Source organism: Coxiella-like endosymbiont (assembly GCF_024730665.1).
Taxonomy (GTDB): domain Bacteria; phylum Pseudomonadota; class Gammaproteobacteria; order Coxiellales; family Coxiellaceae; genus Coxiella.
Window position 1 is genome coordinate 517501 of sequence record NZ_CP084737.1, and the last position, 26522, is coordinate 544022.

Here is a 26522-nt window from a genome sequence, read left to right on the forward strand (position 1 = left end):
CAATAATCAAGGAATAGACCTTCGACAAAATTCCCTATCCATTAGAACCTTAAAATGTTAAAAACAATTTGAGATTAGGATGTTCTTTGATTATGTTTTTCTCCTTCTCATTCAGTTAAAGCTTAAATGATATAAAAATGACTAAGAAGTTGTCTGGTTTTTGAGCATATATTCATTGAAGGAGCTTTCTAGTGTCCTAATAAAAAAAATTCTGGATATATGTCATGATAATTTTGTTTTTAAATGTCGATTACCCTTTAAAGAAAGGAAAAACCGCATAAGACTTTTACAAAAAGTCTTATGCGGTTTAAAGTCACGTTACGTGATCACAGTAACCACTTTATAGATACTCGAATTCACCATTTCCAACATGGAAAGTGAAAAAATGATGTTAATATTCCTCTCAAGAGAATGAAGATTAGAACATTAATTTAATCCCATGCTGATAGAGAATATCGTATTTGTAGATATACCAAGATAGTGAGTCATTTTCTCGGAGACAGTTTATGAGAAAGCAGGAATTTATTTAATTGGTCGTGACTACTAGGCTATCTATACAAATAAAATTAATATGATCATCCAAGAATAACGCATATTAGGGTATAATAATAAGGACGAAGATCTGACTATTACACTGTACCATACCATGAAACTATTAGAGAGTGAATAATTAATTCCCTCGTAATGACAATTGTAATTTTACTGCTAGACGCATTCTAGATTATCAAAATTAATCACGATTCAAAGAAAGAAGAAAATCAGAAAAAGCCGCCAAGAGATGCTAGTGAGAATCGAAATACGGGTTAATTTCGAACCGATTCGTATTGAATTATGCGATATTTAATTAACAGCATCATAGGAGTTCTTAAAAAAAACGATAACTCTCAGAAAACCCCTATTTTATAGGAACATATTTTCTTAAAAAATAAATCCTCTATTAACAGCAAAAATAAATCGTTTTTTTCGAAGTAAAAAATAATATCTCACTAGCGACACGATAAAATCGGCTAAATTTTAAATTTACTAAAGCTTACTAGTTTAATTACACAATACATTGAATTTTAATATATTTTTTTGTAAAAATAATCCAGTTATTTAGAAATATTAAGGGAGTAAAATCTATACTCACCTCGCTCTTCATGGATCGCTATGGGAAAAAACCACCACACTGTTTTTAGAAAATTTCATTTCTTCCATGATGCAAAGAACACTCACTATCTATAGAACTATCTATTTCTCCTTCAATGAGAAAAACAACAGTTCATTTAAGGAAAATAGAAAATGTTTGACAAATGAAAGCCTTTGAAGATATTTAATTAATTTAGCCATTCCAGTGGGTTCTATTGCAGACTTTGATAAGATTGACACTACCTTATTTATGCGATGACATTCAAAAGAAACTAACTAATTACGAAACAGTTAGACAAATAATAGAACGCAAAAAGAAATAAAACTAACTATAAACGAAGATTTTATTACTTCAGTAGCTCATCTTGCCTTTAATATCTCTTTATTTAAAATCAGATCAAACCCACTTACTATAAAAAATCACTGATAAAAAAAGAAAAATTGTATCAGCAAAAGAATTTGTGATTTATCTCTCAAAGCAAAAACAAAAATTCAATTCATTCACACATTACTCATGAAAACAAGAGGTAGATTTGCAAGTTATTAAGATAATCATTTTAAATTAACGGACAAGAGCTTTCAAAAACGAAATCCAGTATGCTCTTTAGCCTCTTCGATTGGTTTGTCGACGTAAATACTCAAGCTTTACAACAATTCACTAAAGAGTTGCTGGTTGATATTCGTCGAAAACTCAGAAAAACCCTCCTTAAAGTATTATTCGGATGTACAATCAACTATTCTTACCTTGGCAAATCGACGTTTCCCTACCTGATATAGATGGCTCTCTCCGGTTGAGACCATTAATTTGATATCTTCAACACGCTCACCATCGATGCATACAGCGCCTTGAGTAATCATACGGCGCGCTTCGGAAGTACTGTGCACTAAACCGACGCGTTGTAAAATATAGCCAATGGCAAGGTGTTTGTTTTCGGCCGTCAATTTAATTTCATTCAGATCTGCTGGCAATTTACGATGTTTAAAACGATCAATAAAATGCTGATGTGCCATTTTTGCCGCCTCCCTGTTATGAAAGCGTGAAACGAGTTCCTCGCCCAATAGCACTTTTACATCACGCGGATTTTTTCCTTCGAACACTTCTTTGCGCCATTGATTAATCTCTTGCGTTGGACGAAAACTCAACAACTCATAATAATGCCACATTAACTCATCAGATATCGACATAACCTTTCCAAACATTTCATCTGGCGGATCCATAATGCCAATGTGATTATTGAGCGATTTTGACATTTTTTGTATGCCATCCAGTCCTACCAACAAAGGTGTTGTTAAAATACACTGCGGTCGTTGGCCGAAATGTTTTTGTAATTCGCGGCCTACTAATAAGTTAAATTTTTGGTCTGTACCACCTAATTCGACATCAGCATGCAAAGCAACGGAATCATAACCTTGCAATAAAGGATATAAAAATTCATGGATAGCAACAGGTTGTTGTGCCATATAACGTTTATTAAAATCGTCTCGTTCTAGCATACGGGCAACCGTATAAGTACTGGCCAAACGGATAAAATCATCGACTTTTAACTCATTCATCCAAACGGAATTAAAAGTGACTCGTGTTTTTTTGGGATCCAAAATACGAAATACTTGTGTTTCGTAATTTTTAGTATTTTTCATCACGGTGTCGCGTGTTAATGGTTTGCGTGTCACATTTTTCCAAGTGGGATCACCAATCATCGCTGTGAAATCCCCAACCAGGAAAATAATTTCATGTCCCAACATCTGAAATTTGCGTAACTTATTGAGCACCACAGTATGCCCCAAATGGATATCTGGGCCAGTTGGATCAAATCCAAGCTTCACTCGCAATAGCTTGCCTTCATCCAATCGAGCAACCAATTCTTCTTCGAGAATAATCTCAACCGTGCCCCTTTTAATTTCTTCTAACCCTTCTTTTGGTGAAATCATTTAAGCCTCATCATGATTATTCCACAACGTTAACATACGTGGTATAATTCGGGATTGGAACTATCGATAATTAGTGGGGAATCCGAAGGAATCCGAATGCAGGGCTGTAAGTCAATGATTTCAATCATTATCGCTATCTCCGTGGTCCTTGCTATGTTAACTGGGTTGCTCTATGCATATGCACCACACAATAATAAAGCCATTACACTCAATCTTCCAAAGACCGCTCAGTCCCTAGGGAAAATAGACACTCACTTGTTAAAATGCAAGAAAATAATTGTTCAAAGAGGAGACTCTTTAGCTGCAATCTTTATCCGATTAAAGATATACCAAAAGCAATGCAAATTACTAGCTACTTTACATCCCCATCAAATACTTTATTCCCAGATCAAATTACCTTATCAATTAATGACTCTTAAATATCCTTTGTTAACCGACAAAACATTAATGATCCTTCGCGAAGAGAATCATTTTATAAAAAAGATTCCTCGTAATCCCATCTTAACAACTCTTGTTTATAAAACCTGCACGATATATCACTTCCTTAGCCGAGACTCTAAAAAAGCAGAACTTACTGCACGTATGCTATATAAACTACAAACCATTTTTATAAGAAAGGTCAATTTTTCTCGTGATCTTCATCAGGGTGACCGTTTTAATTTTCTTTATCAAAAAGAATACATTGATGGAAAAAAATATTACGACGGAGCTATTATTGCTGCTGAATTCATTCATCAAGGAAAAGTCGACCAAGTTGTCCGCTACACTTATCCTATTCAACATACCGCGTATTATACCCCTGATGGTCGAGGTATTGAAGCCCGTTTTTTACATACCCCACTTCACTATAAACGCATTAGTAGTCACTTTAGTTATCACCGTTTTGATCCTGTCTTACATCGAATTCGCCCCCATTTGGGTATCGATTTTGCAGCAAACATCGAAACGCCTATTCAATCTATCGGCGAAGGGAACGTAGTTTTTATTGGCAAAGATGGAGGATATGGAAAAACAATTAAAATCGCATATGGCCGTCATTATGTAGCTCTTTATGGACACATGTCGCGATTTGAAAAAATCAAATTACATGAATGGGTCCGTAAAGGCCAAATCATTGGCTATGTCGGCAAATCAGGCTGGGCAACAGGGCCTCATCTTCATTTCGGTTTCTATGTAGATGGCAAGCCTCGTGATTGGCTAGCAATGAAACCACCAATAGATCAATCTATTCCCCCGCAGTTATGAAAAATCTTTTCTTGTAACAGCGAAACAATTATTAGCAGAATTGCATTTACATCAAGATACTCAATTAGCAGCGAATAACAGAAATCCATAGGGTTAAGTATGCCTTAGTGACTTTTGTTCCTACTTCTTCGAAGTCTATATCTATTTTAATTAAAAGAAAATTTACTAATGTTAATTGCTTCTTGTTAAGGATGTAACATTTTTTAGTGAAACTGATAACGCTATCAGTCACTTACTCACTGTTGCCGAAAAACTTTATCAATTTGCGCCATATTGGGGCATCTGGCAGTATCCATTTAATTTGAAAATTAGTGATCTCAATATTATTACCGCAATAACTAGTATTACGACGATTGCGGATTTTCGCCGTGCGACATGACACTGAGAGGCCAAGTAGCATCATTTTGCCCCAATTTTCAATTTTCTTCTTTCAAACAAAACAGAGATCATTTTTTTGAATATTAATAGGTGTTGCTGATATCTGATATAACTTTTCTTTCCAGCAATTTTAAAAACTGATTATCGGCTTTTAATACAAGACGCTAAAATACCTTAACAGATAAGCTGTTGTATGAAACATTTAAAAAAATTTTATGACCACAATGATGGCGCCAATCAGCAGCTAGCGGAAAAGTACAGATTCAAATAAATTCATTGGCATTATGAGGCCCCGACAATACTTCGACAGATACTTAAGATCATAAACTATGATAGTTTTTCTAAAATAAAGCACATTAATTTAAATACGGTACGAATATTTTCACTAAAACAGAGGTTACTAAATAGATATTTTAGTCATCTAAATTTGAGTCGTAAAGTATATACGTCTGATCAGCAACATATAAACACTCTCACCGGCAGATGATTTACCTTTTAATTTCTTCTTAGTCAATCTTTTAATTATAAATAATTAAGGCCTCTTTTACGTCAATTGTCGAAGGAAAAAGGAAAATGACGACGGCAGTATTGTATATTTGATCAAGTTGAATTTGCTAAATTAACATTAATATCCATTCCTGAATATATGAAAATATTCTCCATTATTTCTATAAAGATCTACCTTTAAAAAGATGGCAATCCTTAAATACGATCGAAGTCAACCCCATTTTTATCAGTAGTATCAATAAATTACTTGTTTCTGATTTTATCTGCTTCATTACTTGAATAATCCATTTTATCAGAATAGCAAACCCAAAATTTCCACCTATTTTAGTAGCATCCAAATTAAGTGCCCCTTATCATCGAAGAAAACTCATCTGCTCGAATAAAATAAATAGCTGTATCATTTATAATTAATCGCTTTTCACGAGGGTGTTTATTTAAAATAATTCGTTATAAGAATAATGCATTCTAACTACCATAAATAGTTCTTGGCATTTCCAGTAAACAAAGATCTTATTTTTCTTTTTATAAAAGAAAAATAGCGCGTTGAGGTTATGTCAGATTAGACAATCACTATTAAACTTCCCATCAAATGGTTTCTAAAAATAGTTTTCTGAGGTAACTATTGCTTCGTGCTTCAACTAGTTGAGTTTCAAGATCGATGATATGTTAGTGTATTAATGTGTAAACAGAGTTTTAATTTTTGACAGATTTCTCATGCTATTAAATCAACTTCAACCATAGCCCATAACAGAAAGAGCAAGCAAGCGAAGAAAAACTAACTGCACCTCCCCTTATATAATTCCTATCTCATGATCGGTAGTTTTATACTAATAATTTAAATGAAAATATATAATTATAACATCAGGTAGAAGTTTAACTCCTTCTTTTTTAAGTACAATTGCATGATGATTATTTATATTAAAACGTCGCATATGAGATTATATATTTGACTTAAAAAATGTTGAGATAATTTATGCTTTAAAATTATTAAAAGTCTTATAATAATTGCTCTCTTTTTTAAAATAATTAGCTAGTTTCTTCTATCTGTATGTTTTCTAAGACCAAAAACTTAAATAACAATCAATGCTCATAAATTAAATACCCTCATTCAACGTTATGATCATGAATATATTGAGAAGCATCACTTATTACGAAAATCGCTTTTATTAATTTATAAATAAGGGCATTTTTTCCTTATATTATCCTAAGCATAAAATAATAACGTTTATGATATAATGATTCTAATACCATAAAAATTAATTCTGGTTCCTCATTTTGTTATTATAATCTGTTTTTTAAGATTTTTTTGTCTATTCGTAATAGAATTTTATTAAATTTGATGAATTCTCTACTTTCCAATTTTTCTTTTAATTTTTCTTGAAATTTCAGTTCCGGATAATGCCTTCTTGAGTATTGCAAGACGAGAAAGGAATAAAACTAGTAAGCTACAAGATAATTTTTTAACTTTCTATGAGCGTAAGAATTAAAAGCACAGATTAATCTCTCTCTTAATATTTTTAAGTATAGGAAATTATTTGTGATTGTCATCTTTATTTCCTACGGCATCTTAATATTCCCGATAAAAGACGCAGTAATTTCGTCAAAAGTATTTGTCAAAAGATATAATCATCTTCTCATGCTATAAAGCAGATTCTATATAAGAGAAAATCTAGTAATTTCCTTACTTTTCTAATTAAATTGACGCAATAAAATAGTTACATTAACTTTCTAACTTTCTGTTATTAGATCCGTAGCGAATAAGATAACCCTAAAGTTAACGTTAAACTTTAAAGAAAGAGAATTGACAAAAGAACTATTGGTCGATTACCCAACTTATTGGCATGAATACTTTCATAATCCGTCTGCGGATGCAACCACGAACAGATTATTATATAGCTTATGGTAACACACAATAAAACTAGAATTAGAAGGTGTGGTCTACGCATAAAAATCAAAAAAGAGCATAGCGATAAGAAAAATAGAAATAATTACAACACAACAATTAGAAAAACAAATTAATATTCATTCCTTAATGAGGAATGCTAATGACTGCGATAAAATCTGCTTATACCTGCGCAACTTCTAAGTTTATTAGAATCCCGTTATTCAAGGACAGTATAAAGCATTAAAAGTAGTTAAAATATAATCTCAAGTGAGATATTTTGACTTTTTAGAATTATCTTTAAAAGTTCATATCGATTGAAAAATAAAGGACGTAAATTTTTTTTCTATTAATATTTTAATTTTTCATCAGAAACTGTAGAATGCTTGACAAGTAGGTTAAATTAAAAGATTAAAATTTTTTTAATATAAATTATTTTCTGCGAAAACAAAAATAAAAAGATTATTGAATATACGCTACATGACACTACTAAATCTATCGATGTTACTGAATATAAACTTCTGCCAAAAAACACAGAAATATCTACTGACACCAGAACTGATTACTACTTTGCTTGATAAGATTTTATTCCATGCGACAATTAATAAAAAGATAAGGCTAATAAAGCGACACTATCTCTTATCTGGTCCTGCACGACTGCTCTCATTATAGCTTCCAAAACTTTTACAATCGATAAAGATCCTGTTAATTAATGCCGGTGCGCAGATTCGAACTGCGGACCTACTGATTACGAATCAGTTGCTCTACCAGCTGAGCTACACCGGCAAAATTTTCTACCTTCCTGTGTACTTTTCTGTACTCGCTTGATTATCTTCTATATACCCCACTGCGATTGTCGTCGTGTGGACGTTGGTGCAACAAGCATACTATTAATCACATAAGCAGGCGTTGAGGCGAGGTTCAGTTTACTGACATAAAGACTTTCTTCTACAGGCGGACTTGAATAGACCACCCCTCTTGGAATAGACGGGCAAGTATAGCTCATTATCACAAATCCTCATTGCTCTTTATGTCGCAAAGAAGCTACCAATTTATGATCGACTAGAAAAAATCGGCCTATGGCTTTGAGACGCGAGCATATACAAACTGTCTTTTATAACTATGTTACACTTTGAGCCTATTTATTATAGGAGAAAAAGTCTAGTTACCACAACTTTAATCTTTAAACAAAGAAAAATAGCTTTACTATCACTTAAAATGGGTGTTGATTCTAAACTAACCATAAATTTAAATCAGCTACCAGAAATAAACTTTTATCAATGTATCCATTTATATTGCACCGGGAAAGAAAGACAAAATGACAAAATATACGCAACAAATACTAAGCAAATGATTCTTAACCAGAAACAAAGGAGTGACGTCACAAAATCGTCCATTATAGCAGGCCCCTTGCTATAATGGACGATTTTGTGACATTACACACCATCCCTATCTTACCTACCTACCTTGCGGCCCAAACGAATCAGAATTAGTCACCTGTTAATCCTTTAATTGGACTCTTTTTTAAGTTTTTTATATTTTTACTACATTTTTAAACTGTTTCTGGCATGATAAAGTAAGTTATAGTTTTTTGGCACTCATAACGAACATTGTTTATTATTAAAGAAAACATATGCTACGAATCGGCTTAACAGGTGGCCTTGGTAGTGGTAAAAGCACAGTAGCCGATTATTTTGCAGAATTAAAAGTGCCTGTTATCGATGCTGATAAGATCGCGCATGAACTCACTCAACCCGATCAAGAAGCTTTTAAAAAAATCGTTGAGCACTTTGGGAAAGAAATCTTAATAGACCAAGTGCTATTAAACCGTTCAAAGTTACGATCTTTAGTTTTTCAAAGCTCAAAAGAACGTCTATGGCTTGAAAACTTATTGCATCCTCCTATTATTGCAAAAATGCAAGAATCACTAAACTATTTAAAGATTCCATACTGCATTTTGGTGGTTCCCTTGTTGACAGAGTCTTTGCAATCAATAAATTTTCTTGATCGTATTTTAGTAATTGATGCTCCTGTATCAATCCAAATCAAACGAGTAAGAATTCGGGATAAGCTCTCTCAGAAACAAATTGAATTAATCATGCACTCACAAAGCAGACGTGAAGAACGGCTGGCGATGGCTGATGATATACTTGTTAATAATCAGGATATTATAGTATTACGCGAGGCAGTTTTTAAGCTAAATTATAAGTATTCAAAATTAGCTGAAGAACAACATACTCAAAAGAGACCAATAAAAAAATCTTTCACCAATTCCATGTATGCTTTGGATGTTTAACGGGCTTCTTTTTTGTAATCACATTATGTAACAATGCAAATATTAATTTTGGAAATTTGACTTCCTAATTTACAGGTTACGTTGTAATCAAAAAAATGATAATCAACAAATTCGGGGCAGTCTTGGCTTGTGAGCCTTGGTTTCTGTACTTTGTATAATGATACAGTATCTCATTTTAAAAAAGTTCTTGCATCAAAATCCGATCTTTGAAAACCACTATTTAAAGTTAAAGTTATTATTTACTCTGACAAACATTCTCGGGGGCTTGCTTTGTTCACTATTCTCCTGACATTAGATCGTAGGAAAATCAGCATTAGTACCTATTGCTTTTTCAACGGTCATGATCTTTTAAACACTTATAAACTCTCCTAGTTAAATAAAATGGAAAACCCCTCGTTTTACCGTGTCGGAATTTATTGTTCCCAATACTTCTTCACATCTAATTGAATCAAAATCGCTCAAACTGTATTTGAATTCATTTGGCAATGAGCGCGTTTAAGATACATAGCTATCCCATCTAATTAAAATTATGAAATGGAATATTAGTAAAGTTAACATGCTGATTATTATCAGCCTTACTTCAAACAAAGGTAAGACACTTCTATTACGTAAAATTCCACAAGGAAAATATTCAACATTAGAGACAACCATCAACACACATAATCTCCGTCTTAATCTGGTACGCACAGAAGAATAGACATTATCATGAAAACGGTTATACGCATCTTCTAAATTAAATTGCCTGGTGAAACAAAGGAGTGTCCAGGAAGAAGTGGAGAACCAACAGCCACTCACTCGCTTTTATCACCTTGCTTTAACCAAACGCGATGGGAAGGGGAGATCTTTTCCCTGCGTAACGCCAAAATACCTTGCTACCAATCGTATGAACTCTCGAATCGACTGGAGTAATAGCATATGAACCAAATTCATTAAATTCGTTATATTTCTGGAAAAAATCGAAAGTTTTCTTTAAAAAACATTTTTTCCAATTAAATTCATAAATACCTTTACAATCTTCTAGATCCTTTATAACTTCACTAAACCCGATTACACACTTGTTGCACACAGTCTGACTGCGATAATACAACGAAACTCAAACCGGACACCGGTTTTTACAGAAGTATTTTGATAAATTTAATGGTTGAATCACATTGTTAAAACAATTTTACAAATCATATGAACAAGCACCTGTATGCACAAAATGCTTGCTCAACAAGATTGTATCAAAACGTTCCAGTTTATTCTGTTAACTCATCAGATTAATTTTACCCGCTAAAAACCACCCAACATCTATCCGTAGGTTTGCGCAAAACACCATATCGTCATCTATTTCTTTCTATTTAGATGTTAATGAAAGTGGTATAGTTAAGAAATTTTCCGACAACATTTCCTTTCCGTTAGAAACATTTAGTTTTAGGAAAATTCGACTTAATGATCTCTTGAACAGAAATTTAACGAAGTCACTCCCTTCCTATGCCCCATAGATTCTTTCTCAAATCTTTACTGGGCAATTCCCATAAACTATCTTGTGGTATATAATTCAGACATAAGGAAACTAAAATTTCATTTTGAGAATCCTCGTTTCTTTTTATTCAAAGGAAAGAATATAGATCTAAACCAGCTTCCCATGGCACTTCTTATACTTCTTACCACTTCCACAAGAGCATAATTCATTCCGCCTAATTTTAGGATAAGTACGCACAAAAGGCTGAGCGGATTGACTTTCAGCAATAGCAGTGGCGGCATCCACCTTTTCCGTAGATTGTAACATAGCAACTTTTGGATGATGATATTGTAACTCTAATGTTGATTGTTGGTGTAGCCGTTGTTCAACAGTTTGTGCTTCCGTTGTGATCTCTAATTTTGACAACGCTGCAACCACTTCATATTTAATCCGCTGCAACATTTGGGTAAACAATTCAAAAGACTCTCGTTTATATTCTTGAGTAGGATTTTTCTGAGCATAACCACGTAAATGAATACCTTGGCGCAAATGATCCATGGCAGCCAGATGTTCTTTCCAATGATGATCCAGCAATTGTAACATTATCGTTTTTTCAACTCTCCGCATTTCCTTAGGGTCTGCTTTTTCTTCTTTTGCTTTATAAGCTCGAGCAATTTCATTGACGAGATGTTGATGCAACTTTTCTTCGTGTAATATATCATTTTCCTCAAGCCATTTTGCAATAGGCAACGACAAGCCAAAATCCTCTCGAATTTGTTGTTCCAAACTAGGTATATCCCACTGCTCCTCTAAACTTTGCGTTGGCACAAACAAACTAACCATTTCAGAAACAGCTTCTTCACGAATCGCTTCGATGGTTAAAGAGATATCCTCAGATTGCAATAGTTTAAGGCGTTGTTGATAAATTACTCTTCGCTGATCATTTGCGACATCGTCATATTCCAACAGTTGTTTACGAATATCGAAGTTCATACTTTCCACTCGACGCTGCGCTTTTTCGATAGCGCGAGTAACCCATTTATGTTCAATAACATCGTCTTCTTTTACACCCAATCGGCGCATTATGTTTGACATCCGCTCAGCCGCAAAAATACGCAATAGATTATCTTCCATAGAAAGATAAAATTGTGAAGACCCTGGATCGCCTTGCCGACCAGAACGACCACGCAGCTGGTTATCAATACGCCGCGACTCATGACGTTCTGTCCCTAACACATGTAAACCACCGGCAGCAATTACTGCGTCATGCCGTTTCTGCCAGTCAATATTTCGCTTTTTCACTTCCGCTTTATCAGGATGATCTAACTTAGCAAGTTCCGTTTCTAAATTACCGCCCAACATAATATCCGTTCCACGGCCGGCCATATTAGTTGCAATGGTTATAGCTCCTGGACGTCCAGCTTCTGCAACAATTTTCGCTTCGTGTTCGTGATTTTTTGCATTTAGAACTTCATGTTTTAAATTAACTTTCTTCAAAAGCTGCGACACAAACTCCGACACCTCAATTGACACCACACCAATCAAAATCGGCTGAGCTTTTTCATGTCGTTTCCTAACTTCATTTACGATCGCATCAAATTTTACCTTCGCCGTTAGATAGATCTGATCAGGTTCGTCCCGACGAATCATAGGCTTATTTGTTGGAATTACGACGACTTCCAATCCATAGGTTTTTTGTAACTCAAACGCTTCTGTATCAGCCGTACCTGTCATACCCGATAATTTTTCATAAAGGCGAAAATAATTCTGGAAAGTGATCGTAGCTAATGTTTGATTTTCTAACTGAACCGATACACCTTCTTTTGCTTCCACAGCCTGATGTAATCCATCTGACCAACGACGACCTGGCATCAAACGTCCGGTGTATTCATCGACGATAATTACTTCGTTGTTCCTCACAATATAATGAATGTCTCGACGAAAGAGTGTATGTGCACGCAGAGCCGCATACACATAATGCATCAAAGAAATATTCGAAACATCGTATAAACTTTCCCTATCACGCATCAATCCTTGTTTCACCATCAACCTTTCAATGGTTCGATGGCCTTGCTCAGTAAGGTAGACTTGTCTATTTTTTTCATCTAGGATGTAATCTCCGCGGTTGGCAGGAGACAATTCTTCTTCCTTTTGACCTTTCTCCATCTTTTGTAATTTCAGCAGCGGGATGAGTTGATTGACTTTGGAATAGAGGTCTGAGGGTTCTTCTGCTTGACCAGAAATAATTAAAGGCGTTCGCGCCTCATCAATTAAGATTGAATCGACTTCGTCAATAATAGCGTAATGCAGCGTCCTTTGTACCCGTTGCTCTAAGTTGAACACCATATTATCACGCAGATAATCAAAACCAAATTCGTTATTGGTCCCGTATGTAACATCTGCTGCATAGGCTACTTGTTTTTCTGAAGGTCCCATCCCGGAAACATTTATTCCCACCGTTAAACCTAAAAATTCATAAATCGGTTTCATCCATTCGGCATCGCGTTTAGCTAAATAATCATTAACCGTGACGACGTGTACGCCTTTTTCTCTCAGGGCATTTAGGTATGCTGGCATCGTTGAACTCAACGTTTTTCCTTCTCCAGTGCGCATCTCTGCAATTTTACCACTGTGCAATACAAGACCGCCAATCAATTGAACATCAAAATGACGAAACCCTAGCGTACGTACACTCGCTTCCCGAACCACAGTAAATGCTTCAGGCAATAAGGCGTCTAGTTTTTCCCCCCATGAAGCCGCCTTTTAAATTCGTCGGTCTTATCGCGAAGTTTCTTATTAGAAAGAACCTTAATTTCAGTCTCTAATGCATTAATTTTAGATATAATTCTGGAATACTCCTTGAGTAATCGCTCATTATGGGTTCCCAGTATCTTTTTAATAAAGTTGCCAAGCATGGTGGCATTGTATATGATCCATCAATGAAGGGGAATTTCCAGAGAAAATGAAATCAACGCAAACCGAAGACCCTAAATCCATCATTCACTACTTTAAAACTGGTTCTCTTAAATTCATTGTGCAAAAAGCAAATCAAATTACTACGCTGAAGAAGATACTTGAAAACCTCCTACCTTCGGAAATTATACCTTATTGCCAAGTAATGAATATATCCTATAAAACGCTTATTCTCCGATTAGACAACGCCGCTTGGGCTACACGGGTTCGTTATTTAATCCCTAATTTAATTGAGGCATTTTCTCAACGAAAAATGCATATCACTTCAATCCAATGTCGAGTTAGGCCAAATACTATCACCTCGCGAGTTTGATTGGATGTACAGGGTGATTCAAAAACGACATTAACAAGAAGAGGAGGAGTCCTTTGATTCCTTTTGTTCTTAGCCAGAGAACCTCCTGCTTGAGATGTCACTGTAGAAATACGTAGTCAAACCGCCATCACTGCAGGTGCAAAAGAAAAAGGCAATTCCGAAGAATTTTTAAAGGTCACAATTTCCCATGCATTTTTTTCTGACAAAAGTCGTTTTAACAATTGGCTATTTAAAGTGTGTCCTGATTTCACTCCGCTAAATGAGCCAATTAAACTATGCCCCAATAAATACAGGTCTCCAATGACGTCAAGAATTTTATGTTTGACAAATTCATCAGCATAACGCAAAGCATCTTGATTTAAAATTTTATACTCATCCAACACAATAGCATTGTCTAAGCTGGCTCCTAAAGCCAAATTATTTTTGCGAATAAATTCATAATCCGATAGGAAACCAAATGTTCGAGCACGCGAAACTTCTTGCACGTAAGAAGTACTCGAAAAATCAAGTACCGCATTTTGATTATGTTCGTCAAATAATGGGTGATCGAAATCAAGGTTGAAACTGATCTTAAATCCGTTATAAGGTTCGACTATCACACTTTTATCATTTTCTTCAATTTTAATTTTGCGTTTTATGCGAATAAATTCCTTCGGTGCGTTCTGTTCTTCAATGCCCGCGGACTGAATTAAAAATATAAAAGGACCCGCACTGCCATCCATAATTGGCAATTCAGGTGACGTGAGGTCCACGTAAAGATTATCAATGCCAACACCACCTAAAGCTGATAGCAAGTGTTCAACGGTTGCAATACGAACATCACCTTTCGCTAAGCAAGTCGATAAACTGGTGTCGCCAATGTAGTTAGCATGAGCAGGAATTTCAACAACAGGATCCAAATCCGTTCGACAAAAAATAATACCCGTATTAGGAAGGGCAGGACGTAATGTCAAATAAACTTTTTCTCCGGTATGAACGCCAACACCTGTGGCTCTAACCACATTTTTTAAAGTTCTCTGTCTAATCATTAAATCAATCCCTTATTTCAATCCCTTACTGAAAAATGAGGCGCATTCTAACACATCCTTTTTGCAACAGTTAGTCATTTTTTGAGATAGTCTCAATCTCCCTGGTGACGCAGAAAAGACGGAATATCAAGATACTTAAAATCCTGATCACGTTGTTCTTCCGAATCTAAATTTCGTTTGACGGGCTCCTGATTTCGCAGGTAAGTAGGTCGATCAAGTTGATAGTAATCCACTGTCCCATCATTTTTTGTACCTTTTGCAGGTTTTGGAAGTACAGAGGCACCATTGCTATTAGTTCCAAGTCCAGTAACAACCACTGTCACACGCAATTCATCACTCATTTCTGGATTAATTACCGTCCCCACTACCACAGAAGCATTTTCTGAAGAAAATGCTTTCACTGCCCCACCAACTTGCTCAAACTCACCGATAGAGAGATCCATGCCTGCAGTAATGTTAACTAGTACTCCCCGAGCGCCTGTAAAATCCACGTCTTCTAGTAATGGACTCGCAATTGCCGCTTCCGCTGCTTCCCGAGCTCGGTTCTCGCCGCTGCTTATACCTGTTCCCATCATAGCCATTCCCATTTCCGACATTACGGTTCGTACGTCAGCAAAATCAACATTAATCAATCCAGGACGAGTGATGAGATCTGCAATCCCTTGAACCGCACCTAACAACACGTTATTAGCCGCCTTAAAAGCATTCAATAATGTGATATTTTTACCGAGCACACTCAACAATTTATTATTAGGAATAGTAATTAGAGAATCGACATAACTCGTTAACGCTCTAATACCTTCCTCAGCGACCTCCATTCGTTTTTTACCCTCAAAGATGAAAGGCTTAGTCACTATTGCCACAGTTAAAATACCCATTTCTTTCGCCACTTCAGCAAAAACAGGGGCAGCCCCTGTGCCGGTACCTCCTCCCATCCCCGCAGTTAAAAACACCATATCCGTTCCTTCAAGTACTTCACGAATGCGGTCTCGCGCCTCTTCAGCCGCTTGACGGCCAACATGAGGATCTGCGCCTGCTCCCAATCCTTTTGTGATTTCATCCCCAAGCTGCAAGATGGTTCGTGCGCTTGAACGACTTAGGGCTTGCGCATCGGTGTTAGCAGAAACAAATTCAACACCATCAATGCTTTCAGTCATCATATGTTCAATCGCGTTACCCCCACCACCACCGATGCCGATCACCTTTATTTGGGCATTTTGAGGCGACGTTTCACCAAGCTCAAACATATAAAACTCTCCTAATTTAAAAATTTCCTTGAAACCAGCTCTTCATTCTCTGCCATAAACTTATTCTCTGTTCTAAATCAAACATAAATCGACCACTGCTCTGGTTTTGGTGTCCATGAATCAATAATCCTACTGCTGTTGCGTAAATTGGATTCTCACGGACGTCCACTAAACCGTTTACATATTGCGGCAGCCCCAATCGAACAGGCATTTGAAAGATATGCTCGGCTAATTCAATACAACCTGGGGCACGCGAAGCCCCGCCTGTTAATACAATTCCTGACGAAATTAAATCTTTAAAACTGCTGCGACGCAATTCCGACAACACAAGTTCGAACAATTCTTTGTAACGCGCGGCAACCACTTGTGCCAATGCTATTTTTTGTACTTGCTTTGATGGGCGTCTAGTAATACTTGGCACTTGGATGGTTTCTTCCGCGTTTACTTCTTGCGGCAAAGCAGACGCATATTTAATTTTGATTTGTTCCGCATATTGTGTAGGAGTTCTAAGCGCCACTGCAATATCGTTGGTTACATGATCGCCCGCGATTGGAATAACGTGCGTGTGACGAATCGCTCCTTCTGTAAAAATAGCGATGTCAGTGGTACCACCACCAATATCCACCATGCACACACCTAATTCTTTTTCGTCATCAGTTAAAACCGAATGGCTAGAAGCGAGCTGCTCTAGAACAATATCACCGACTTGCAATCCGCAACGGCGCACACATTTAGTTATATTTTGCGCAGCACTAACGGCTCCCGTAACGATATGTATTTTAGCTTCTAATCGTACACCGGACATGCCAACAGGCTCACGAACACCTTCTTGATTATCGATAATAAATTCTTGGGGCAAAATATGAAGTATCTTTTGATCAGCTGGGATAACTACAGCTTTCGCAGCATCGATAACACGATTTACATCGGACTTATTTACTTCTCGGTCTCGAATCGCGACAATGCCATGAGAATTTAAACTTCGAATATGGCTGCCTGCAATACCCGTATAAGCAGAACGGATATCACACTCAGCCATAAATTCCGCCTCTTCAATCGCGCGTTGGATCGATTGAACGGTCAACTCGATATTGACAACCACACCACGTTTTAATCCGCGTGACGCATGCGTGCCAAAGCCAATAACCTCAATTTGGTTATCTCGACTGACTTCACCGACCAACGCTGCAATCTTGCTAGTGCCAATATCCAATGCAACGATAAGATTTTTATCTGGATTTTTCGGCATAGTTGCCAAATTCTCCCTGTGCACAACACCGCATCGATTGTTAAATCATCAGTATAAGTGATTAATCTTGAAATCACTATAAAAAAATTCTCTCATATTTAACGCTCCTTAATATTATTTAATACTTTTATAGAATATTTGATCCATCAATGAATTGAAAAATAAATTCGATTCTAACTTAAAGATACGTGCTAACTACTACTCAGGCGATCACACAAAATCGCTTCCATCCACGAACCCAGCTTTAATTATTAAGGTACTCAATTGGAGGAACTCCTTATTGGAACTGCGCACCATTTACTCAGAAAACAAGATCTCACTCGAACGTTTATTTCAGTTTTAATAGAACTAATTGATTTTTAAAATAAATAGTCATTTGAAAGCATAGATCGTTATCATTTAAATTCTTCCTCAATGTTTTATCAATTATCAATTATTATTTACTTCTTAAATTAATCGTCTTTTCTTAATCTTAGTTAATACTCTTTTTGCAATCAATCATATTTTTGCAACACCGTATCAAAAAATGATTGGTAAATTAAACTTCTATTTTTCACATTAAAATATTTCTCCCCTTATATCCCAAAATATGCACTTGGCCTATTAGCCTTTCACTATTCAGTTATTGCAAAAGCAAAAAGATGACATAATAAGCGTGGTTATTTTACGACATTTTTCAACATATTGCTGACATCTGGAAGCAATAGATCATACTTCATGAATCTTTACCAATTATTCTCTGACAATTAAAGGCGATCATTTTATGCAGGGCGTATCTCGTACATCACAGACAAACACCACAAATGTCAATATTGGGCATCAGAAAAAGTAATCATAACCATAATAGAGTAGTTGCTCATGATAAGACGTTTGCCCAATAGTAAAGCGCGATCTTAAGCCACATACGGTATGATGTACATAAGACCAAAAAATAGATGATAGACAGCCATACCACGATTAACCTAATCGATAGAATCATAAACTAGTATGCTACTTCTTACAGATCCCTATAAATAAAATTGACTAAACCCACAGTAGTGACTGCTAATCTTTGTCAAACAGAACAAAGTGGATTAAACCCCTCCCTTGCCTGGCAAATCTCTTTCTTCAGTAGTTGTATTTTGCATTACAGGTACCTCTAGAAAGCAATTCTATTTAAGTCATTTCAGCTTTTGTGAGAATGGAATAAAACTTTTATTCTAATTTTTATTTTTATATGATCGATAATGTTTTAAAACCTGTTTTGTTAATATGGCTTGTGTCCCCGTTAACAGAGGATGTTTATTGATCTTCGAAAATGATTGTATTTCTAACAGACTGTTTGTTTGAAAAATTTCCGTTGCAGAAAAAAGATCTTCGGGATACAAAGTGCTCTCTATTATTTTACCGCCTTTTTCCTGAATAGCGTTAAAAATAACTTGTCGTATAATGCCAGGTAAAATACCATCGGCCTTCTTTGGTGTAAACACTTCTCTATTAATCACTACGAATATGTTACCAATACTTGTTTCAGTAACAGCGCCTTTTGTATTAAGCATAATCCCCTCATTATATCCTTGCGACACTGCCTGTTGTCTTGCAAGAATAGATTCTAAATAATTCAGTGTCTTAATTTGAGTAAGAATAGAAAATTCATTTCTTTTAATTGTTGTAATACATACAGTCGGCTGAATAGCTGGCCGATGATAAGAGGCTGCTGTGATAATTAATGTTGGAGAAGCTGTCTCTGAAATACCAATTCCTCTTCCTTCTTCCAGACGACCCCTGGTTAATGTCATTCTTATTGCTATATCACCATCTAATTTATTAATGTCTACTATTTGTTGGCATTTCTTCTTAAGATTTTCTAAGGAGAACTTAAAGGGGATAAGTAATTTAACTGTTGATTCGAAAAACCTCTTATAATGAGCTTCGAAGAACAGCAACTTGCCATTTTCCGATTTAATCGTTTCAAATAATCCATCCCCCAATAATAGCCCCCGATCATTCCACAAAATTATAGGAAACTCATCAAAAACAACATTATCATTTACAATAATTTTCATAACTCTAAATTTTATATATGCACTATTTAATTCAATTTACTCTTCATTTCGATTCTTTCTACTGAATCGCAAGCCCATTCGGGTAACGGAGATCAATGCGGTTGACTTGATTTGTGTGGGAGCTGATAACCTTGGGGTAAAGGTGAACCAGTTGTGCAAAACGTTGATCAATGTTTTCCCGCCCGAGGTATACTTTGACATGCGCATTTAACGTTAGAGACCAGGTATGCCGATTCGTGAGGGTTAAAGCAGTAATAAAGACATGGAGCGGTGTTAATTCCTGACTGAAATGTTGAAAGCGTTTTAAAATAAGGAAAGCACTATCATAAGGGCCTTGCAAGTGGGGAAAATTTTTAGGAAAGTTATCGGAAGGTGGTGTAAATACTTTACATTCCGCAGTTATCAATTCATTATTATTCCACCGTGCAATTGGTTGTTGTTCTTGAATTGCAACTTCCAGTTTATTAGGCCAAACTCGCCGTAAAGAGACGCTATCAACCCACGACAGCGACAGCAATGCTGATCGCAACTTTGCAGCATTTAGCGAAAAAAAACCACCACCCACATGCTCAGTAATGATATCTTTTAAAGTCGTTATTTTAATATGATTTCCATTTTCTGATATTTTTATTTTTTGGAAAGGCAGTGTTTTTGGATTGTATAATACAATGATTAATAATAAAAAAGAAATTAAAATCATAATTACTAATCCTGTAGAAAGTACTTTCCGTATGAAACTTAGCCATGCGTATTGCTGTTTTTTTTTATGCCGTCTCATAATCACATCCAATAACATGTACTTCTTTTATCAGTCGAACACCATGAACTCTATACACGCGATCTGCAACATGACAAATCAAACGTTCAATATCAGCCGCTTTTGCATCACCTTTATTTAAAATAAAATTAGCATGTTTTTTAGAAACTTCCGCATTCCCTATTCGAGTTTCTTTCAAACCTGCCAAATCGATTAATCGCGCTGCATGATCGCCTGGAGGATTCCGAAATACAGAACCACAACTATAAGTTCCGATAGGTTGTGAAATATTTCTTTTTTGAGCAAAATGTTAATGGCTTCTTTTTCCTTAACAGCATTCCCCTGATTAAAACAAAAATAACCTGCCACAAAAAATTGATTATTTAATCCCTCAATTTGACGGTATTGAATTTTAAATTCATCCGGAATTCTTTCATATAATTCACCACATTGATTGATAGTTTCAACACGCACGACATAGCGCCATGTTTCGCCCCCAAAAGCACCGGCATTCATCGCCAATGCACCTCCTACTGTCCCTGGAATTCCTGCAAAAAAAGCGCCCCCTCTAATCTATGACTCGTACAAAATCTCGCTAATTTAGCGCAGGTCACGCCCGCTTCTGCACGAATAATTATTTTTCCAGCCTCTTTATTGTACAACTTCATTTCTTTTAATCGATTAAGCGTCAAAATAACCGTACCCGCTATGCCACCATCTCGAATTAAAACATTACTTCCTAATCCTAACCACGTTAACGGCTCATATTGCGGTAATTGGTCAAGAAAATTTTTTAAATCAGCTAAATCAGCAGGTCGATAAAATCGCTCAGCGTCTCCTCCCACACGCCATGAGCTGTAACGTGCCAAATTATGATCATAAAATAAATCACCTCGTAAATGATTAAACTTTTTTGAGTCATGAGTTTGGACTAGAGTTGTCACTATAGATCCTATATCACCTGCACCTTGAAGAATAACAACGTCACCAGACTGCACGATGGTTTCCAATATTGCAGGTAAATCTTGTAAATAGGGTACAAATACAGGTTTCTGTGGAATATTTTGTTCGATTGCTTTTAACAAGCTTTTTCCATCCGCCTCTGGAATAGGTGATTCACCAGCACTATACACTTCCAATAATACTAAGAAATCAGTCTCCATCAACACGAAAACGAATTCCGCCATTAAATCACGAGTACGCGTATATCGATGTGGTTGAAAAACTAATACGATTCGTCTATTAGGCCAAGCTGCACGCGCAGCAATCAACGTTGCCCTAATTTCATTAGGGTGATGACCGTAGTCTTCGAGAATTAGAGCGTGTCCGTTTGAAGTAATCATATTTCCGCGAATAGCAAAACGACGATCTACTCCCGGAAATTCTGCTAATGATTGAAGCAATGCGTATTCATCCATCCCTACTAAATCAGCTACTGCTATTACTGCTAAAGCATTAAGGGCGTTGTGACGTCCTGGCATATTTAGTTTAACGGATAAATGGGTTACATGGCCTGAATCTCGAGTTTCAAAATAACCTCGTATTCCTTTCTGAAAATAATAAGCGGCATGATAATCAGCGGTGGGAGAAAAACCATAAGTCACTATGCGTTGAGATAGTGCGGGGATTAATCGCCGAATAATAGGATCATCAATACATAAAACAGCTATCCCACTTTCTATAATTTGATGCAAAAATTGCACGTATGTTTGTGTTAGATTATCAAAATCACCACTATAAGTACTCAAATGATCAGCATCAATATTAGTAACGATAGCAATATTCGGTTTCATAAATAAGAAAGAAGCATCGCTCTCATCCGCTTCCGCAATAAAATAACGACCTTCGCCTGCTCTTGCAGGAGTTTGACAATCATTCAGGACACCCCCTATTATAAAAGTAGGATCTAAATTCGCTGTGATAAAAGCATTAGCCAACATAGCACTAGTGGTCGTTTTTCCATGAGTGCCAGCAACAGCAATGGAATAATAACCCGACATTAAATTTGCAAGCATTTGACCTCGTTTTAAAAGAGGAATATTAGCGCGTTTAGCTGCCATTAATTCAGGATTGTTTGTTTCAATAGCGCTAGAATAAATCACGCAATCAGATTTGGTAACTGTTGTTCCTTCATGATTAAATGTAATTTCAGCACCAAAACGTTGCAGTCGCTCTGTATTTTTGCTGTCTGAAATATCAGAACCTGTTACTCGATAACCCTTTTTTAATAAAATTTCGGCAAGAGCACTAACTCCGATACCTCCAATCCCTAAGCAATGTATGTGTTTTATTTGTTTATTGTCGAGCAACATAGCATTTCTCACATTGAGCAATAACATAGCGTACTGCATTTGGTTGTGCCAAATTTCGAGCACATTCTGCCATTGCTACTAAACGGCCTCGATGGTGAGCAAACTGTTCAAAATAATGAACTAAATCTACCTCAGTTAATGATTCTTCAGGAATAATAATAGCAGCCCCTGCTTGTTCCAAGAAGCGACCATTATAAAATTGGTGATTATCTACGGCGTGAGGATAAGGAATAAAAATGCTGGCGACACCGATAGCAGCGATTTCACTTACCGTTAAAGCGCCTGATCGACAAACAATCAAATCAGCCCATGCATAAGCGCTCGCTATATCGTCAATAAAAGCATTGACCTGTGTTTTAATTAATATTTTTTGATAAGTATTTTTAACAGATTGATAATCGAGTTGACCAGTCTGATGCCAAATCATAATTTCGTTAGACCGAGGATATTGATTTAATGCACCAGTCATTTTTTGGTTAATTGATCGCGCTCCTTGGCTGCCACCTAATACTAAAATTCGTAACGGGCCTTGACGATCAGCAAAGCGGGTTTGTGGCAGCGGTATATTGAGTAATTCAACCCGAATCGGATTACCTGTCGTCGTTACCTTAGGATTTTTAGGAAAAGTATTAGGAAATGCCTGCATGATCGATTTTGCCATGACGGCTAGCGCGCGATTCGTCAGCCCAGCTACCGAATTTTGTTCATGGATCAGTAAAGGAATCCGTTTTAACCATGCTGCTAACCCACCAGGTCCCGAGACATAACCGCCCATACTAAATATCACACCAGGGTTTAATCGGCAAATGATCCGATAAGATTGAAACAACGCTCTGGCTAAACGAAAAGGCATCAGACACTTCCGTAATAACCCTTTTCCTCGAAAGGCTTTTATTTGAATACGATTCAAAGGAAATTCAGGCGCCACCACCTTTTCTTCAAGCTTCCCCGCTGTCCCTAGCCAATGCACTTCCACCCCCTGTTCTCGTAATGCCCGAGCAACAACTAGTGCCGGAAAGATATGCCCTCCGGTGCCTCCAGCCATGATGAGTATCCTTTTCATAGAAGTATGGTAACACGGATGCTATTGTCCACACTAAAAACAGTGAAAAATATAAAAAACTCATTAAAATTATGTATCTAGATATATTTTTAAATTTCCTACAATAAGATTGTTACAACCTTCTCTTGTTATGACAATAAAATTTCTCAATATTCTGTGGACATCATTTACTGAATGCGGAAATAGGCCTAAAATTTTAGAAATTTCTTTATAAGGAAATCCTTCGAGAAACTAATTGACTGTATATATTCTTAGACAATGAGAATAAATTCCTACATAGGATTCTCCCACGCAATATCGCTCAAATAAGCACTGTGTTGGTAACAAATCTTTAGTACTTTTTTCGGCTTCATTTTAAAGATATAGCATTCCTAGATATCCAAATATCAAACTTTCTTCTATTACTATAATTCTTTAATCGCAATTATATGCACTAGATTAGGAAAATTAAATTGCTGGAGTTTATGAGGATGATATTCTCATAATATAGTAAACCAACAATTCGCATAATCAATTCAAATTAGCAAGCGATTTGCTCATTAGAATGATTGCATAATGTTACTGTGCTAAATAATATAATATTATAGTAAGAACATCCTAACTATTTGTTTTCTCCGTTTGTAAGCTTTTTTATACACCACTCGTTATTTAGCTTTTTCAAAACAAGTAAATAAACAACCAATCGATCGGCGGATATCTGCTCTTTATAGCTTCGATACCTAGTAATTTTTCTAGGATTTCAGACTGTATGCGTTTTACGAATTTCTTTTCTTTATACTAAACACATTTAATTACTTACTATTTGGTTAGCCTATATTCAACTCCAAAGGCAAGACGATTTAGAATAATCTAAATCGGATGTAGGGTATATTTTCATATAAAAAATATAAATCAATTTAAAGAGTAATAATTTAGAATCTGTCCTACGTTTGGTATAATTGGCCAATAGAGGAATACCCCTAATTTTATAAAAAAGAAAGGACCAAGAGTTAAAATATTAGCTAAGAAAACAAAAATATCAAAATGTATCTTTAAAAAAAGATTTAGATTAAAAGATATAAAATCTAAGTATATGCTTATGTAAATCTCCTTAGCATTGAGAATATTCCTCTAAGCAGCTTAATCTAAGAATAAGCAAAAACACCCATAATTTGCCAAAAGACATTCTTTCTTTTTGATACCGAGGGAAATTGTCTGAGTCATATTAGTTTTATTTATAAAAAATACTTTTCATTTCTAATGATTTAATCACTTTATTATCTTGAAAAGATATAGAGCTTCAATTATGTAAATTACATCATTAATTTAATGATTATTGGTTTCTTTACTTTTTTTATTTCTAAAATCGCGGTGTTTACTCACTAAATTCAACAACGGTCTACTTTCTAATCAATTCATTCAAAATGTATTTAGCAGGTTTTATTAGCATGCGCGCCACTGTGATATTATCCAGTTGGGTATTATTTGCTAGTCGATCTATCTATAAATATTACCATAAGCAGAAAGCTCAGTACTTTCTAATTAGAAAAATCAATATGCTTAATATTTTTAACTTAAAAAATTCTTGTCTTTTTATGAATTTTTAAAAACTAATAATATAGAAAAATTTACAAATTAATAATTCGCTCAATAGGAAAAAACAAAAAAGATGATATCAAACTATTCCTATTACCTTTGATAAAAAAATATTTAAATACACATAACCCTTAATATAAAACAATCTTTCATAAACTATTTCCTATTTCTAGATATTAAAATTTTAGAAAGCAATTTTATATCTTTATCAAATGAAAAGAACATAATAATGATGCGAAAATATATGCAGAAATTGAATCTTTAACCATGAAAACTAGTTTCTAAAAGAAAAGGAAATAAAAAAATTATTACTGCATTAATAAAATATTAAAAGAATTTTCTATATTGAATTTAAATTTTCTATATTGAATTTATTTCAATTAATCAAAATAAATATAACAAGGAAAAAATTAACGAAATATAAAATAGTACATACATTAAAAGTTTACTTTTATAATGCTTTATGTTACTCATAAACTATCTAAATTAAGGCAATCATTTTGATTGATGATCCTGTGTTAAGTATATTACAAGAGCTAGATCACAATAGCTAGAGATCATCAATACTTCTTTTCAGGAATTAATATTAATAGTACAAGTTAGCTAATTTATAATATTAACCTTTAAAACGGGGTTCTATCACGAAAATAGCTCAATACAGCTTTCTTTCTAATGCTAAAAGAAGCGAGATTTATTTTGGAGTATATTGTACATTGTACTAATCTTACAAACAGAAAAGCGGTTTATCATGATACTACTATCGTGATAAATATCTCTTTATTTCAAATAAAAAAATAACACGAACTTCAAAGGTCTTTATGGTTTTTATTGAGGATAAAAAAAGATTAGGATGAGTCCATTTGTCATAGAATCAGCATATTCCCATCGGTCAAATATTCATTCATTTGCAACCTATTTGCTAAAATCCAGTCTCCTAGGAATAATGCTACTGTTTATTTATAATAATTAACAAGACTAAATTAATATTATCAGATGATAGAATATTCCGGGATTGATACGATAAATTTCATTTTTTAGATTAATCTCACACAAATGATTGTATTCATTTTCAAAAATCTGTTCTTGATAAATCACTCGTCAAAATTCCTACTAAAGAAATACTTTTCCCAGAGCAGCCTTCACGAAAAGTC

At 35.3% G+C, this 26522-nt stretch carries 11 protein-coding genes, 1 tRNA gene and 4 pseudogenes; 4 read left to right on the plus strand and 12 right to left on the minus strand.

What is annotated here, in order from left to right:
- Positions 1-1842 precede the first annotated feature (1842 nt).
- A complete protein-coding gene (tyrS, locus tag LG660_RS02285; RefSeq protein ID WP_258267150.1) occupies positions 1843-3057 on the minus strand; it encodes a tyrosine--tRNA ligase in 1215 nt (404 codons plus the stop codon).
- Positions 3058-3171: 114 nt separating this feature from the next.
- On the opposite strand from tyrS, the gene LG660_RS02290 reads away from it, so the two are divergent.
- Entirely contained in the window at positions 3172-4302 is a 1131-nt protein-coding gene (locus LG660_RS02290) for a M23 family metallopeptidase (RefSeq protein ID WP_258267151.1), read from the plus strand.
- A 3480-nt stretch (positions 4303-7782) separates the two neighbouring features.
- On the opposite strand, the gene LG660_RS02295 is transcribed toward LG660_RS02290, so the two are convergent.
- Positions 7783-7855, minus strand: a tRNA-Thr gene (locus tag LG660_RS02295).
- Positions 7856-7904: 49 nt separating this feature from the next.
- Positions 7905-8075 (minus strand): hypothetical protein, encoded by a 171-nt coding sequence (locus LG660_RS02300; RefSeq protein ID WP_258267152.1) that lies wholly within the window; start codon positions 8073-8075, stop codon positions 7905-7907.
- 627 nt (positions 8076-8702) lie between these two features.
- On the opposite strand from LG660_RS02300, the pseudogene coaE reads away from it, so the two are divergent.
- Positions 8703-9296: pseudogene (gene coaE, locus LG660_RS02305) on the plus strand (dephospho-CoA kinase); the annotation flags it as partial.
- 445 nt (positions 9297-9741) lie between these two features.
- Positions 9742-9864 carry a hypothetical protein gene (locus tag LG660_RS04415; protein WP_373566705.1) on the plus strand — a complete coding sequence of 41 codons (123 nt, stop codon included), beginning with the start codon at positions 9742-9744 and terminating at the stop codon, positions 9862-9864.
- 1113 nt (positions 9865-10977) lie between these two features.
- Here LG660_RS04415 and secA read toward each other — a convergent pair.
- Positions 10978-13724, minus strand: a pseudogene (secA, locus tag LG660_RS02310) (preprotein translocase subunit SecA).
- 47 nt (positions 13725-13771) lie between these two features.
- Between secA and LG660_RS02315 the strand changes: the two are divergent.
- On the plus strand, positions 13772-14095 hold the full coding sequence (locus LG660_RS02315) for a DciA family protein (RefSeq protein WP_258267154.1): 324 nt from the start codon (positions 13772-13774) through the stop codon (positions 14093-14095).
- Positions 14096-14211: 116 nt separating this feature from the next.
- Here LG660_RS02315 and lpxC read toward each other — a convergent pair whose 3' ends face one another.
- From lpxC to murG, 8 genes and pseudogenes are all read right to left on the minus strand, one after another.
- Complete coding sequence (lpxC, locus tag LG660_RS02320; RefSeq protein WP_258267155.1) at positions 14212-15123, minus strand: UDP-3-O-acyl-N-acetylglucosamine deacetylase; 912 nt, start codon at positions 15121-15123, stop codon at positions 14212-14214.
- Between the two features lie 92 nt (positions 15124-15215).
- The gene (gene ftsZ, locus LG660_RS02325) at positions 15216-16370 is read right to left on the minus strand and encodes a cell division protein FtsZ (protein WP_258267156.1); all 1155 of its coding nucleotides are present in this window, start codon (positions 16368-16370) and stop codon (positions 15216-15218) included.
- A 16-nt stretch (positions 16371-16386) separates the two neighbouring features.
- Positions 16387-17628 (minus strand): cell division protein FtsA, encoded by a 1242-nt coding sequence (gene ftsA, locus LG660_RS02330; protein ID WP_258267722.1) that lies wholly within the window; start codon positions 17626-17628, stop codon positions 16387-16389.
- A gap of 1190 nt (positions 17629-18818) precedes the next feature.
- Entirely contained in the window at positions 18819-19664 is an 846-nt protein-coding gene (locus LG660_RS02335; RefSeq protein WP_258267157.1) for an aminotransferase class IV, read from the minus strand.
- Between the two features lie 58 nt (positions 19665-19722).
- Positions 19723-20442, minus strand: a complete 720-nt coding sequence (locus tag LG660_RS02340) for a cell division protein FtsQ/DivIB (RefSeq protein WP_258267158.1) — start codon at positions 20440-20442, stop codon at positions 19723-19725.
- A pseudogene (gene murB / locus LG660_RS02345) lies at positions 20429-21365 on the minus strand (UDP-N-acetylmuramate dehydrogenase). The gene LG660_RS02340 and the pseudogene murB overlap by 14 nt, the downstream one beginning before the upstream one ends.
- A pseudogene (gene murC, locus LG660_RS02350) lies at positions 21342-22733 on the minus strand (UDP-N-acetylmuramate--L-alanine ligase); the annotation flags it as partial. The pseudogenes murC and murB, both read right to left, overlap by 24 nt.
- The gene (gene murG / locus LG660_RS02355; RefSeq protein WP_258267159.1) at positions 22717-23796 is read right to left on the minus strand and encodes an undecaprenyldiphospho-muramoylpentapeptide beta-N-acetylglucosaminyltransferase; all 1080 of its coding nucleotides are present in this window, start codon (positions 23794-23796) and stop codon (positions 22717-22719) included. The pseudogene murC and the gene murG, both read right to left, overlap by 17 nt.
- Between the last annotated feature and the right edge of the window lie 2726 nt (positions 23797-26522).